The sequence below is a fragment of the Listeria sp. ILCC792 genome, from assembly GCF_900186135.1.
Taxonomy (GTDB): domain Bacteria; phylum Bacillota; class Bacilli; order Lactobacillales; family Listeriaceae; genus Listeria; species Listeria goaensis.
Map to the genome: position 1 here is coordinate 130,255 of NZ_FYBO01000004.1, position 12,425 is coordinate 142,679.

Below are 12,425 nucleotides of genomic sequence, written 5' to 3' on the forward strand. Positions count from 1 at the left end.
TCGCTTAAATCTTATATTTTAAAATCAGTTGGGCGCTTCGTCCCATTAAAATGATGCGAAATTGCTTCTAAAATCCGTTTGGAGGCTTCTCCGTCACCATACGGATTGGCCGCTTGACTCATTTTATCATGTGCTTCTTTGGAATCGAGCAAAAGAAGAGCTTCCTTGATTAGCGATTCTTTTGCGGTACCAATTAGCTTTAGCGTGCCGGCTTCGACTCCTTCGGGGCGTTCAGTTGTATCGCGCAGGACTAGGACGGGAACGCCCATGCCAGGCGCTTCTTCTTGGACGCCGCCGGAATCTGTGAATACAAGGTAGGCTTTCTTTAAGAAGTTATGGAAATCAATTGCGTCAAGCGGTTCAATGAGGTGGATTCGGTCGTGGCCACCTAAAATCGCCATTGCTTTTTCGCGCACTGCAGGGTTTTTGTGCATCGGATAAACAAGCTCAACATCTTCTCTTTCCTCGACGATTTGGCGCACTCCTTCAAACATGCCTTGCATGGGGGCACCTAAATTTTCGCGACGGTGCGCGGTCATAAGAATAAGACGGTTGTCGCCTAATTTATCCAGAATCGGATGACTGTAGTTGTCTTGAACGGTAGTTTCCAGTGCATCGATTGCGGTATTCCCTGTTATGAAAATCGTTTCTTCTACTTTATTTTCGCGTAAAAGGTTTTCTTTCGATGTTTCTGTTGGTGAAAAATGCAAGTCAGCCATTACGCCCGTTAGCTGGCGGTTCATCTCTTCTGGAAAAGGTGAATATTTGTTCCATGTTCTTAGGCCTGCTTCAACGTGTCCGATAGCGGTTTGCTCATAAAAGGCTGCTAGTGCCGCCGCAAAACTTGTCGTTGTATCTCCGTGAACGAGCACGATATCGGGCTTTTGCTCGCGAATAACCTCAACCAGTCCAGATAGAACGCGCGACGTGATGTCGCTAAGTGTTTGGCCTGCTTGCATAATGTTTAAATCTATGTCTGGCTTTACTTTGAAGATTTCAAGTACCTGATCTAACATTTCTCGATGTTGCGCGGTAATAACGACCGTCGACTCGAATTTTTCGGGTGCGCTTTCTAATGCTAAAACGAGCGGCGCCATTTTAATCGCTTCTGGTCGTGTTCCAAAAACACTCATGACTTTAATCTTTTTCATCATACAGACTCCTTAGGTTATTTCGTTCCGAATAAACGATCTCCTGCATCGCCCAAACCAGGTACGATGTAGCCTTCTTCGTTTAGTTTTTCATCTAATCCAGCAATGTAGATTTCCACATCTGGATGCGCTTTTTGCAAGGCTTTTACGCCTTCTGGTGCAGCGACAAGACACATAAATTTCATGTTTTTAGCCCCGCGTTTTTTAAGTGCATCAATGGCCATAATTGCGGAGCCACCTGTTGCAAGCATTGGATCCACGACGATGAAAAGTCGTTCCTCCACGTCAGATGGTAGCTTAACAAAATATTCAACTGGCTCAAGTGTGTCGTGATCGCGGTATAGACCGACGTGTCCGACTTTCGCTGCTGGAATCAGTTTTAGAATGCCATCTTGAAGTCCTAGTCCTGCGCGTAAAATGGGGACTACGCCTAGCTTTTTCCCTACAAGTGATTTCGCTTTTGTCACTTGAATTGGCGTTTCCACTTCCACTTCTTCCAGTTCCATATCGCGCGTAATTTCATAAGCCATTAAAGTTGCCACTTCGTCAACAAGTTCACGGAACGCTTTTGTCCCCGTATCTTTATCTCGAATAATCGTTAATTTGTGTTGGATAAGTGGATGATTTAAAACATGTACTTCCGCCATTTTCTTCTCTCTCCTTTAAATTCAAAAATTACCTCTACATTATTGTATCAGAACATCGCACGAGTGCAATACAAAAAACTATTACTTTTTAACAAAAAAAAGAAGCAGACCGAAAAGATCCACTTCTTTATACTGTTTAAAGCTCCGGATAGAGCGGGTATTGGCTTGTTAATTCGCTTACCTGCGTTCCGACTTCCTCTAGGACACTTTCGTCCTCTAAGTTATGCAAGACCTTGGCAATAAGCTCACCGACGATTTGCGTTGCGGCCGTGTCAAAGCCACGTGTCGTGATTGCTGCTGTCCCAACACGAATGCCGCTCGTTACAAACGGACTTTCCGTTTCAAATGGAATGGCGTTCTTGTTGACCGTAATTCCAACGCTATCAAGCGCCTCTTCGGCTGCCTTGCCTGTAATTCCCAACTGATTTAAATCAATGAGTAATAAATGATTATCCGTGCCGCCAGTTAAAACTTGAACCCCATTTTCCTCAAGCGTCTTAGCAAGCTGTTTCGAATTTTCAATAATCCGTGCCGCATACGTTTTAAATTCTGGTTGAAGTGCCTCGCCAAAAGCAACCGCCTTACCAGCAATGACGTGCATTAGCGGACCACCTTGAATGCCTGGGAAGATGGCTTTATTAATTTTTGCTTCCCATTCAGCTTTCGCCAAAATAAGACCGCCGCGTGGGCCACGCAACGTTTTATGTGTGGTTGTCGTTACAAAATCGGCATATTCTACAGGATTTTGATGTAGGCCTGCCGCTACTAAACCAGCGATATGCGCCATGTCTACCATTAAGTATGCGCCCACTTCATCCGCAATTTCACGGAATTTCGCAAAATCAATGGCGCGCGGATAAGCACTTGCCCCTGCGACAATCATTTTTGGTTTGTGTTCTAACGCTGTTGCTCTTACAATATCATAATCAATTTGCTTCGTTTCTTTACTCACACCATATTCAACAAAATTGTACAATAAGCCACTAAAATTAACTGGGCTTCCGTGCGTTAAATGTCCACCGTGCGCTAAATTCATCCCTAGAACAGTGTCCCCAGGCGTTAATACAGCTTGATAAACGGCCATATTCGCTTGTGCTCCGGAATGCGGTTGCACGTTGGCATATTCAGCACCAAACAATTGTTTGGCACGATCTCTTGCTAAGTCCTCCACAATATCCACGTACTCACAACCACCATAGTAACGTTTACGCGGATATCCTTCTGCATACTTGTTTGTCAGTACCGATCCCATAGCTTCCATCACTTGTTCGCTAACAAAATTTTCAGATGCAATTAACTCAATGTTATTTCTTTGTCTTCCAAGTTCTAAACGAATCGCATCAAAAACTTCCTTGTCTTGCTTTTGCAGATAAACCAATACGAGGACCCCCATCCTTTTTTTATTATAGTGTGAATTTTTGTATTATCCATAATATTACTTGAATCTGGATGAAAATCAAGTATTTTTTGCGATTTTTTAGTAAATTTTGAAAGTGAAGCGTTTCACTCAGAAAAACCGCTCCACAACTCATTCAGTTAGTTAAGTATTTATTGCCAGCTGCTTTTTCTAAACGGTTCATAATCGCTTCACCAATTCCATCTCTGTCATATGGTTCTGCTAAAATGAGCGTTACGTCTGTATGATCAAAAAGACGTAAGCCGTCATATAAGCGTCTTGCGATATCTTCCATTTTTTGTTTGCTGCCGATTTTAATTATATTTACGGACGCATTAATTTCGCTGGCGAGTTCATCTGAAACTAGCAAGCCAACACTTTCGCCATTTTCCTCAGCCTGTTTAATTTGCTCTTCCCAAAAAGCAATATCGCCTTTTACGAGATAAACTGGTGCTTCAGGGGCGTAATGGGTATATTTCATGCCCGGTGCTCTTGGGGTTTCTTCTTTTGTTTCAATATTTTTAGCTGATTTCACTTGACCGATAACTTTTTCAATTTGTTCGATTGATACGCCACCAGGGCGCAAAATAGTTGGTATTTCTTCTGCAAAATCGATAACAGTTGATTCTAAGCCTACGCCTGTGCTTCCGCCGTCAATAATGGCGGCAATTTTTCCGGTTAAATCTTCTTCTACGTGCCGAGCGGTTGTTGGACTTGGACGTCCAGAACGATTAGCACTCGGGGCAGCTACTGGGCGCCCTGTTAGGCGAAGCAATTCTAAGCCTACTGGATGAACAGGCATCCGCACACCGACTGTATCTAATCCAGCGGTTGCATTTTTCGCAATACTACCTTTTTTCATTGGCAAAATAAGCGTAAGAGGCCCTGGCCAAAACACATCAATTAATTTTTGTGCTTTTTTAGGAATTCGCTCGATGAACTCGTCCATTTGGCTCGCACTCGCAATGTGGACAATAAGCGGATTATCAGACGGGCGTCCTTTTGCTTCAAAAATTTTCTGTACGGCTTTTTCATTTGTTGCATCTGCTCCTAAGCCATACACGGTTTCTGTCGGGAATGCGACTGTTTCGCCGTTTCTTAGAAGCTCTGCTGCTTCGTTATAAATCTGTTTGCCTTGATCAATATTCCAAAGTTTCGTTTCCATCTTTGAAAAACTCCTTTTTTGACTTCTATTCTCTATTTTAACCGTTTTAAAGCTTTTTTTCACCCGTCTAACTAAAAAAATCGGCATATTTCCGATGAAACTGGGAAATTACGCCAAATATAAAACTAAATCAGTTATCCACATTCTGTGGATAATAATTTTGTCAATGGGGATAAGTTTTTGTGAACTTGTGGATAATGTTAATAAATGTGTTGATAAGTGGATTTTTAATATTAAAATTTGGTTAAAAATATTTTTTTGCACAAATTGTTATCCACAGATAAAAATAAAATTTAAGACGCACCTTCGCAGGAACGTCTTTATACCAACATGTTTGAGCAAACCACAATGCGATCTTTATTGTTAATATCTTTGTGGATAACTACTTCTGCTTGTGGAAAACTTTTTTGCAATAATTTTTGGACGGCTTTGCCTTGTGCATAACCAATTTCAACTCCAATCCAAAACTTTTCATTGACTAGCTGGGGTAAATCATTAGCCAGGCGCTCATACATTGCTAAGCCTTCGTTTTCGGCAAATAGCGCAAGCTCTGGTTCATTTTTCAACACATAATCGGACATTTCTTTTCGCTCGACTTCCGCAATATACGGCGGGTTGGCAACAATCATATCAAAAGTTCGGGCTGCCGCCTTGAACGTCGCTACTAAATCGGTCTGGACGAACTCCACTTTCGCTTCTAAAACTCGACTATTTTTTTCTGCTACTAAAAGAGCTTCTTTGGATATGTCTGAAGCCGCTACAGTGAGGCGTGGCACGCTTTTTTTCAGCGCGACAGCAATTGCTCCACTTCCTGTACAAATGTCTAAAACCGTGCGTATCGCTTCTTTCTGGGCTACTCGTTCTGCAAGCAAAACGAGTTCTTCCGTTTCCGGACGTGGAATAAGCACGTTTTGATCCACATAAAAATCAAAACCATAAAATGGCGCTGTATTTAAAATGTACTGGACGGGCTCACCGTCTAAATAACGTTTAAAATCCGCCTGAAACTGCGCTTCGCTTTCAGCAGAAAGCCCATCCGAAAGGCGCGTCCACAATTCTGACCTTGTGTATTCTAGGCGTGTTTCAAGTAAAATTTCAGCGGCATTTAAATCTAAATGCCGCTCTTCTAAAATTTGTTTTGCTTCTTTTAGTACCGAAGAAATTGTTTTATTCTGCATCGTTTAAATGCTCCAGCTTGCTCGTTTGATCTTCCAAAATGAGCACATCGATAATTTCATCCAATTTCCCTTCCATAATTTGGTCGAGTTTTTGAATCGTTAAGCCGATGCGGTGATCCGTCACACGATTTTGCGGGTAGTTGTATGTCCGAATTCGCTCCGAGCGGTCGCCTGTCCCAACAGCCGATTTACGCGTTGCATCGTATTCTTCGCGCGCTTCGCTTTCAAACTTGTCAAAAACACGTGCGCGTAAAACTTTCATCGCTTTTTCTTTATTTTTAATTTGTGAACGTTCATCTTGCATGGACACCACAATCCCAGTCGGAATATGTGTTAATCGAACGGCTGACATCGTCGTATTGACACTTTGTCCGCCAGCCCCAGTTGAGGCGAATGTATCTGTGCGAATATCTTTATCTTGAATATCAATTTCAACATCTTCCGCTTCTGGTAAAATTGCAACGGTTGCCGTGGACGTATGAATGCGCCCGCCAGATTCGGTTTCTGGGACACGCTGAACACGGTGAGCGCCGTTTTCGTACTTTAGGCGAGAATATGCTCCGTCACCTGTAATCATGGCGATAACTTCTTTGTAGCCACCAATTCCGGTTGGGTTTGCGTCCATAATTTCTACTTTGTAGCCACGCGATTCTGCATAGCGACTGTACATTCGGAATAAGTCACCAGCAAATAAAGCCGCCTCATCGCCGCCCGCCGCCCCGCGGATTTCCATGATAACGTTTTTATCATCATTTGGATCTTTGGGTACAAGTAAAAGTTTCATTTTTTCTTCGAGCTCTATTTTTTCTTCCTGCAAGCCAGAAAGTTCTTCCTTCGCCATTTCGCGCATATCGTCGTCGAGCTTTTCCGAAAGAAGCTCTTTTGTTTCCTCAATTTGACTCGTCACTTCTTTATAATGACGATAAGTTTCAACCGTTTCAGCAATTCCCGACTGTTCCTTTGACAAATCACGCAAACGCTTTGGATCAGATACAACTTCTGGATCACTTAAAAGTTCATTTAGTTCCTCGTAGCGGTTTTCCACCGCTTGTAATCGGTCATACATATTCTTAGCACCTCACTTAATCTGCTATCGGCGGATGAGCGTGACATTTCCGACAAACTGGATAGTACTGGTCATTTCCACCAATTAAAATTTGTTCTCCTGTATAAACAGGCTTCCCTTGGTCGTCTACACGTAAAACCATCGTTGCTTTTTTGGCACAAAACCAACAAATCGTTTTCATTTCTTCGATTTTATCCGCATAGAGTAGTAAATATTTCGATCCTTCGAAAAGCTCATTTTGAAAATCATTCTTCAAACCATACGCAATAACTGGAATCCCTAATTCATCCACAATATTGGCCAGTTCAAACACATGATGTTTTTCTAAAAACTGCGATTCATCTAAAAGCACACAAAATGGTCGTGGATGCATCCTTTTCACTTCTTCAAAAATATTCGTATCCGAGAAAACCGGTGTCGCATCACGTTTTAAACCAATACGGCTAGAAATCACGCCCACCTTATCACGGTCATCAATTCCTGATGTAAAAATCACAACTGGTTTATTTTGCTCTTCATAATTATGAGCCACTTTTAAAATTTCAATTGTTTTACCGCTATTCATTGCCCCGTATCTAAAAAATAACTGCGCCATCACCTTTGCCCCTTTTCTTAAACTCTTTTCCTATTCTAACACAGCCGAAGAAAAATTGGGATAATGAACAAAAAAAATCGAGTGCAAAAAGCACTCAATTTTAGAATTTATTCAAATACAAGCGAGCCGCTCCCCTCAACTTCAAGCGCAAGCACATTCGCCTCCGCATCAAAGCCTTGAAGCACACTCATTAGGTTTGTTTTCTTGTCATGCGGGGCAAAAATTAAAATCGTCGGACCTGCACCACTTAAACAAGTCGCGTAAGCACCTTCTGCGCGCGCAATTTCGCGAATTTTAACAAGATGAGGCACTAGCTTTGCACGATATTTTTCGTGCCATAAATCGCGCTCCATCATCTCTCCCGCAAGCGTCATGTCATTTTGGAGCACAGCCGCAATCATCACGTTCGAAATCGCGCTCGCAGACACCGCCTCTTTATACGCAAGCATTTCGGGCAAAACATTACGACTCTCACTGGTTAAAAGCTCCGTTTTAGGAATAAACGCTAAAATCGCGCAATTTGGAAACAGGTGACGCACATAAAAATCAGCGTCCTTAAGTTTCGCGCCTACGACCAAGTTGCCGAGCACGGCTGGCGCCACGTTATCTGGATGCCCTTCAATTTCAGCCGCGATTTCAACTTTCCGTTCTTTCGACAAGCCAAGATTTCCTAGAAAATTCGCGAGTTCAATTCCCGAAACAACAGCAGCCGAGCTACTCCCCAAACCGCGTGCAGTTGGAATATCGCACGTCATTTTAAGCGCATGCGGCGTTAAATCTGGCACAAGCGATAACGCCGTCGAGATAATGACATTCGTTTCGTCATTCGGGATGCCGTCGCCTAAGTCATGCTCAATATGCCATTTTGAGCTAGCTTCCCCAATTTCAAGCGTCAAGTAAAGCGTTAGCGCGAGACCGCACGAATCAAATCCCGGCCCTAGATTGGCAGTCGTTGCAGGTACACGGATACGCATTAGGCGTTCACTCCGTTTTGCAGGTGCGCGCGCATTTCATCGACGTTTTCAGCATGAATGATGTTAAAATCATGCACACTCATCGCCGTGTCAGGGTCTTTAAGGCCATTTCCAGTAAACACACAAACAACGGTTTGACCCGGCTTGATTTTACCATTTTTCACATGTTGAATGACGCCTGCAAGCGATGCGGCTGAACCCGGTTCGATAAACACGCCGTCTTGCCTAGCCACTTTTTTGTACGCATTTACAATTTCATCATCTGTCACGGAGTCGATATAGCCATTTGATTCGTCGCGTGCAGCTTCTGCCAAACTCCAACTCGCAGGATTCCCAATTCGAATCGCCGTCGCAATCGTTTCCGGATTCGCAATTGGTTCGCCTTTTACGATTGCCGCTGCCCCTTCCGCTTCAAAGCCGTGCATCGCCGGACGTCCAGACGCGAATTTGTCGTCCCATTCTTTGAACCCTTTCCAGTAAGCCGAAATATTTCCCGCATTGCCAACTGGGATGGCCAAAACATCTGGTGCCTGTCCAAGCTGTTCGCAAATTTCAAACGCAGCCGTCTTTTGACCCTCTAGGCGGTAAGGGTTGACTGAATTTACGAGAGTCACCGCTTCCGTTTCTGCTAATTTTCTAACCGAATCAAGGGCTTCGTCAAAGTTCCCCTGAATCGCGATGATGTCGGCGCCGTACATAACAGCCTGTGCGAGTTTCCCGAGTGCCACTTTGCCGTCCGGGATAACGATGTATGCTTTCATACCCGCACGAGTTGCGTAGGCTGCCGCTGCCGCTGATGTGTTCCCCGTCGAGGCGCAAATAACCGCCTCAGCACCTTCCTCTTTCGCTTTCGCAACCGCCATGACCATGCCACGGTCCTTAAACGAGCCCGTCGGATTTAGTCCTTCGTATTTGCCGTACAAGTTCACACCCAACTCTTTGGATAAATGAGGCAAAGGAATAAGTGGCGTATTGCCTTCCGCAAGCGAGATGAGCGGTGTACGTTCTGAAATCGGTAAAAAATCTTTATATTTATCAAGAAGTCCTTTATACATATTACTTAACCCTCCACAACTGCATATTTAGTCAAAATGCGTATTTCTGGTTCTTCTTCTGCGCGGTTTAGTGCCACACTTAGTTGCGCCTTGCTAATTGAATGCGTCACGATCACAACCGTTGCCGTGAATTCATTGAGTGGCTCCTGAATAATTTTATCAAATCCGACGCCAGCTTCAGCAAAAATTTGCGTTAATTTTAAAAATGTCCCCGTCTTGTCGTCCATTTCTAAACGTAAATAATACTTGGAGTAAACTTTTTCTTTTGGCGTATGTTTCGTTTCGTGAATGAAGCTATTAAACGCGTTTCCGTTTGTGCCAAGCTTACTATTTTTCGCCACCGTAATTAAATCGCTGACAACGCTAGTCGCGGTTGGCAATTCGCCAGCGCCAGGACCGTAAAACATTGTTTCGCCTACTGCTGCACCGGTTACAAAAACCGCATTATTCTCATAGTTCACTCCCGACAACGGGTGTGCTCTTGGAAGCAGAACTGGTCCAACGTCAACACTTACCGAACCGTCTACTTCTTCCGCACGGCCAACAAGTTTCACCTTGTATCCTAATTGATAGGCTGTCGAAATGTCTAGCGGAGAAATTCCACGAATACCCGTTGTTTCGACATCATCTAAACGAACATTCATACCGAACGCTAGTCGTGTTAAAATAACCATTTTGCGCGCCGCATCAATTCCGTCCACATCACTTGTTGGATCAGCTTCTGCAAAACCTAGGTCTTGTGCTTCTTTTAAAACATCATCATAACTTTTATTTTCAGTAGTCATTTTTGTTAGCATGTAATTGGTCGTCCCGTTTACAATACCCATCACTTTTTGTATTTTATCTGCCGCTAAGCTGTTTACAATTGTTCGTAAAATTGGAATGCCGCCTGCCACACTTGCCTCATAAAATAAATCGCAACCATTTTCCTGTGCAACCGTAACAAGTTCATCTCCGTGGATAGCAATTAAATCTTTATTCGCTGTTACAACATGTTTCTTGGCTTTCAATGCGCGCAAAATATACTCACGTGCAATATCAATGCTACCCATAACCTCAACAACAACCGCAATTTCTGGATCTTCAAAAATATCATCCGGCGTGGTCGTAAGTGTAAAACCTTTCGTCTCGTATCTGCGATTTTTTTCAAGATCACGAACAAGCACTGTTTTAACGGTAATATTGTAGCCCGTCACTTGACTAATTTTTTCTTGGTGTTCTTCTAAAATATGAATGACGCCACTGCCGACTGTCCCAAAGCCTAGCACGCCTACTTGTAAATTTGCTTTCACATGAAAACCTCCTTATTAAATTGTTCACTTTTCAAAAAAGTAATTAGTGCTATTATACGCAAATCCTGACATAAAAGTAAAGCTCATTTGCGAACTTTCCCATTTTTTTAATTTAACTGACAACTTTTCGTCAAAAAGAAAAACACACCCCATTAAATGAGGTGTGCGCAGTATTTCGATTATTAAGCTTCCAACATACAGAATTATTTGATTCCGTATTTTTTGTTGAAGCGGTCCACACGTCCGTCGGCAGTCGCGTGTTTTTGTTTACCAGTATAGAATGGGTGTGAATCAGAAGAGATTTCGACACGTAGTAACGGATATTCGTTACCATCTTCCCATTGAATAGTTTCACTTGAATGTTTAGTAGAACCAGACAAGAATTTGAAATCAGTACTAGTATCAACGAAAACAACTGGACGGTATTCAGGATGAATTCCAGCTTTCATTTCTTTTCAACTCCTTCGCCCTGAATCATCTGAAACAGAGTAATTAACTGCAGAAAACACACAGTACAATAATTATAACAAGCACAGCGAAAACAAGCAACAGTTATTTTTTAAACATTTGTTCTTGTAACAGCTCAAAAAAGGCCTGATTCGTATCTGTCTTTTTCATCGAACGAATAAATCGCTCTGACATATCTAGCGAGTCCCCTTGAAGCGGCATTGTTTTTCTGATTTTCCAAAGCTGCTCTAATTTTTCTTTTGGAAGCAGCAGCTCTTCTTTACGCGTACCTGAACGGCGAATATCAATCGCAGGGAAAACACGGCGCTCAGCAAGTTGACGGTCCAAATGAAGCTCCATATTACCCGTGCCTTTAAACTCTTCGTAAATCACATCGTCCATTCGCGAACCCGTATCAACTAAAGCAGTTGCCAAAATCGTCAGACTCCCGCCTTCTTCAATGTTACGCGCCGCTCCGAAAAAGCGTTTCGGACGGTGGAAAGCCGCTGGATCAATCCCACCTGAAAGCGTTCGGCCACTTGGCGGAATAACCAAATTATACGCACGCGCCAGACGAGTAATGCTGTCCATCAAAATAATGACGTCACGCTTCTGTTCTACAAGACGCATCGCACGTTCTAAAACGAGTTCGGCGACTTTAATATGATTTTCCGGAACTTCATCAAATGTTGAACTAGCAACGTCCGCTGAGACCGACCGTTCAATATCCGTTACCTCTTCTGGACGCTCATCAATTAAAAGTACGATTAGTTCGGCTTCCGGGTGGTTCATCGTAATTGCATTCGCAATTTCCTTAAGCAAAATCGTCTTCCCTGCCTTAGGTGGCGCAACAATTAGCCCCCGCTGACCAAAACCGATGGGCGCAACCATATCAATCATTCGCATTGAAATTGGGAATTTCCCTGTTTCAAGCGCCATCTGTTTATCCGGATAGAGCGGCGTCAAGCCAGGAAAATGCACACGTTCTTTCGCCACTTCAGGATTCTCACCATTGACTGCTTCTACGTGTAGCAAACCAAAATAGCGTTCATTTTCTTTTGGCGGACGCACCTTTCCAGAAACTTTATCACCTGTTCGTAAATCAAATCGTCTAATTTGCGAGGCCGAAATATAAATATCCTCCGAACTTGGCGAATAATTAATTGGGCGCAAAAAACCGAACCCTTCAGAGGGAATGATGTCTAAAACGCCTTCCATGAAGAAAAATCCCTCTTTCTCCGCATTCGATTTCAATAGCGCAAAAATAAGTTCTTTTTTCGTTAATTTGCTATAATACGCAATTTTGTGTTCTTTCGCAAGCGCATAAATCTCTTTGATTGTCAGGCTCTCTAAATATGCTATGGACAGTTTAGCCATATGTGTACCACCTTTTTTTATTTTTGTTTAAACTAGGGATTTGAAATAAATGGAAGGAAAAGACGGGGCAGAGGAATTGCCC

Annotated in this window: 12 protein-coding genes; all 12 read right to left on the minus strand. The window is 43.1% G+C overall.

Annotated elements, in window-relative coordinates; all coding sequences use genetic code 11:
* Positions 1–11: 11 nt before the first annotated feature.
* A complete protein-coding gene (gene wecB / locus CFS60_RS06630; protein WP_088809708.1) occupies positions 12–1,151 on the minus strand; it encodes a non-hydrolyzing UDP-N-acetylglucosamine 2-epimerase in 1,140 nt (379 codons plus the stop codon).
* Positions 1,152–1,168: 17 nt separating this feature from the next.
* Positions 1,169–1,798 carry a uracil phosphoribosyltransferase gene (upp, locus tag CFS60_RS06635; protein ID WP_088809707.1) on the minus strand — a complete coding sequence of 210 codons (630 nt, stop codon included), beginning with the start codon at positions 1,796–1,798 and terminating at the stop codon, positions 1,169–1,171.
* Positions 1,799–1,934: 136 nt separating this feature from the next.
* Positions 1,935–3,176 carry a serine hydroxymethyltransferase gene (gene glyA, locus CFS60_RS06640; RefSeq protein ID WP_088809706.1) on the minus strand — a complete coding sequence of 414 codons (1,242 nt, stop codon included), beginning with the start codon at positions 3,174–3,176 and terminating at the stop codon, positions 1,935–1,937.
* Positions 3,177–3,330: 154 nt separating this feature from the next.
* A complete protein-coding gene (locus CFS60_RS06645) occupies positions 3,331–4,359 on the minus strand; it encodes an L-threonylcarbamoyladenylate synthase (RefSeq protein ID WP_088825729.1) in 1,029 nt (342 codons plus the stop codon).
* A 320-nt stretch (positions 4,360–4,679) separates the two neighbouring features.
* Positions 4,680–5,537: a peptide chain release factor N(5)-glutamine methyltransferase gene (gene prmC / locus CFS60_RS06650; protein WP_088825730.1), complete on the minus strand. Its 858-nt coding sequence runs from the start codon at positions 5,535–5,537 to the stop codon at positions 4,680–4,682.
* Complete coding sequence (gene prfA, locus CFS60_RS06655; RefSeq protein WP_088809703.1) at positions 5,527–6,603, minus strand: peptide chain release factor 1; 1,077 nt, start codon at positions 6,601–6,603, stop codon at positions 5,527–5,529. The genes prmC and prfA overlap by 11 nt, the downstream gene beginning before the upstream one ends.
* A 16-nt stretch (positions 6,604–6,619) precedes the next feature.
* The gene (locus CFS60_RS06660; RefSeq protein ID WP_088809702.1) at positions 6,620–7,198 is read right to left on the minus strand and encodes a thymidine kinase; all 579 of its coding nucleotides are present in this window, start codon (positions 7,196–7,198) and stop codon (positions 6,620–6,622) included.
* Positions 7,199–7,305: 107 nt separating this feature from the next.
* Entirely contained in the window at positions 7,306–8,172 is an 867-nt protein-coding gene (gene thrB / locus CFS60_RS06665) for a homoserine kinase (protein WP_088825731.1), read from the minus strand.
* Complete coding sequence (gene thrC, locus CFS60_RS06670; protein WP_088809700.1) at positions 8,172–9,227, minus strand: threonine synthase; 1,056 nt, start codon at positions 9,225–9,227, stop codon at positions 8,172–8,174. The genes thrB and thrC overlap by 1 nt, the downstream gene beginning before the upstream one ends.
* Positions 9,228–9,232: 5 nt before the next feature.
* Entirely contained in the window at positions 9,233–10,519 is a 1,287-nt protein-coding gene (locus CFS60_RS06675) for a homoserine dehydrogenase (RefSeq protein WP_088815787.1), read from the minus strand.
* 203 nt (positions 10,520–10,722) lie between these two features.
* On the minus strand, positions 10,723–10,968 hold the full coding sequence (locus CFS60_RS06680; protein ID WP_007476851.1) for a type B 50S ribosomal protein L31: 246 nt from the start codon (positions 10,966–10,968) through the stop codon (positions 10,723–10,725).
* Between the two features lie 103 nt (positions 10,969–11,071).
* A complete protein-coding gene (gene rho, locus CFS60_RS06685; protein WP_088809698.1) occupies positions 11,072–12,343 on the minus strand; it encodes a transcription termination factor Rho in 1,272 nt (423 codons plus the stop codon).
* Positions 12,344–12,425 lie beyond the last annotated feature (82 nt).

Bases quoted from the DNA above. Each gene is read 5' to 3' on its own strand.
- wecB (WP_088809708.1), bottom strand. From the start codon at position 1,151: ATGAAAAAGATTAAAGTCATGAGTGTTTTTGGAACACGACCAGAAGCG.
- upp (WP_088809707.1), bottom strand. From the start codon at position 1,798: ATGGCGGAAGTACATGTTTTAAATCATCCACTTATCCAACACAAATTA.
- CFS60_RS06645 (WP_088825729.1), bottom strand. From the start codon at position 4,359: ATGGAAACGAAACTTTGGAATATTGATCAAGGCAAACAGATTTATAAC.
- prmC (WP_088825730.1), bottom strand. From the start codon at position 5,537: ATGCAGAATAAAACAATTTCTTCGGTACTAAAAGAAGCAAAACAAATT.
- prfA (WP_088809703.1), bottom strand. From the start codon at position 6,603: ATGTATGACCGATTACAAGCGGTGGAAAACCGCTACGAGGAACTAAAT.
- CFS60_RS06660 (WP_088809702.1), bottom strand. From the start codon at position 7,198: ATGGCGCAGTTATTTTTTAGATACGGGGCAATGAATAGCGGTAAAACA.
- thrB (WP_088825731.1), bottom strand. From the start codon at position 8,172: ATGCGTATCCGTGTACCTGCAACGACTGCCAATCTAGGGCCGGGATTT.
- thrC (WP_088809700.1), bottom strand. From the start codon at position 9,227: ATGTATAAAGGACTTCTTGATAAATATAAAGATTTTTTACCGATTTCA.
- CFS60_RS06680 (WP_007476851.1), bottom strand. From the start codon at position 10,968: ATGAAAGCTGGAATTCATCCTGAATACCGTCCAGTTGTTTTCGTTGAT.
- rho (WP_088809698.1), bottom strand. From the start codon at position 12,343: ATGGCTAAACTGTCCATAGCATATTTAGAGAGCCTGACAATCAAAGAG.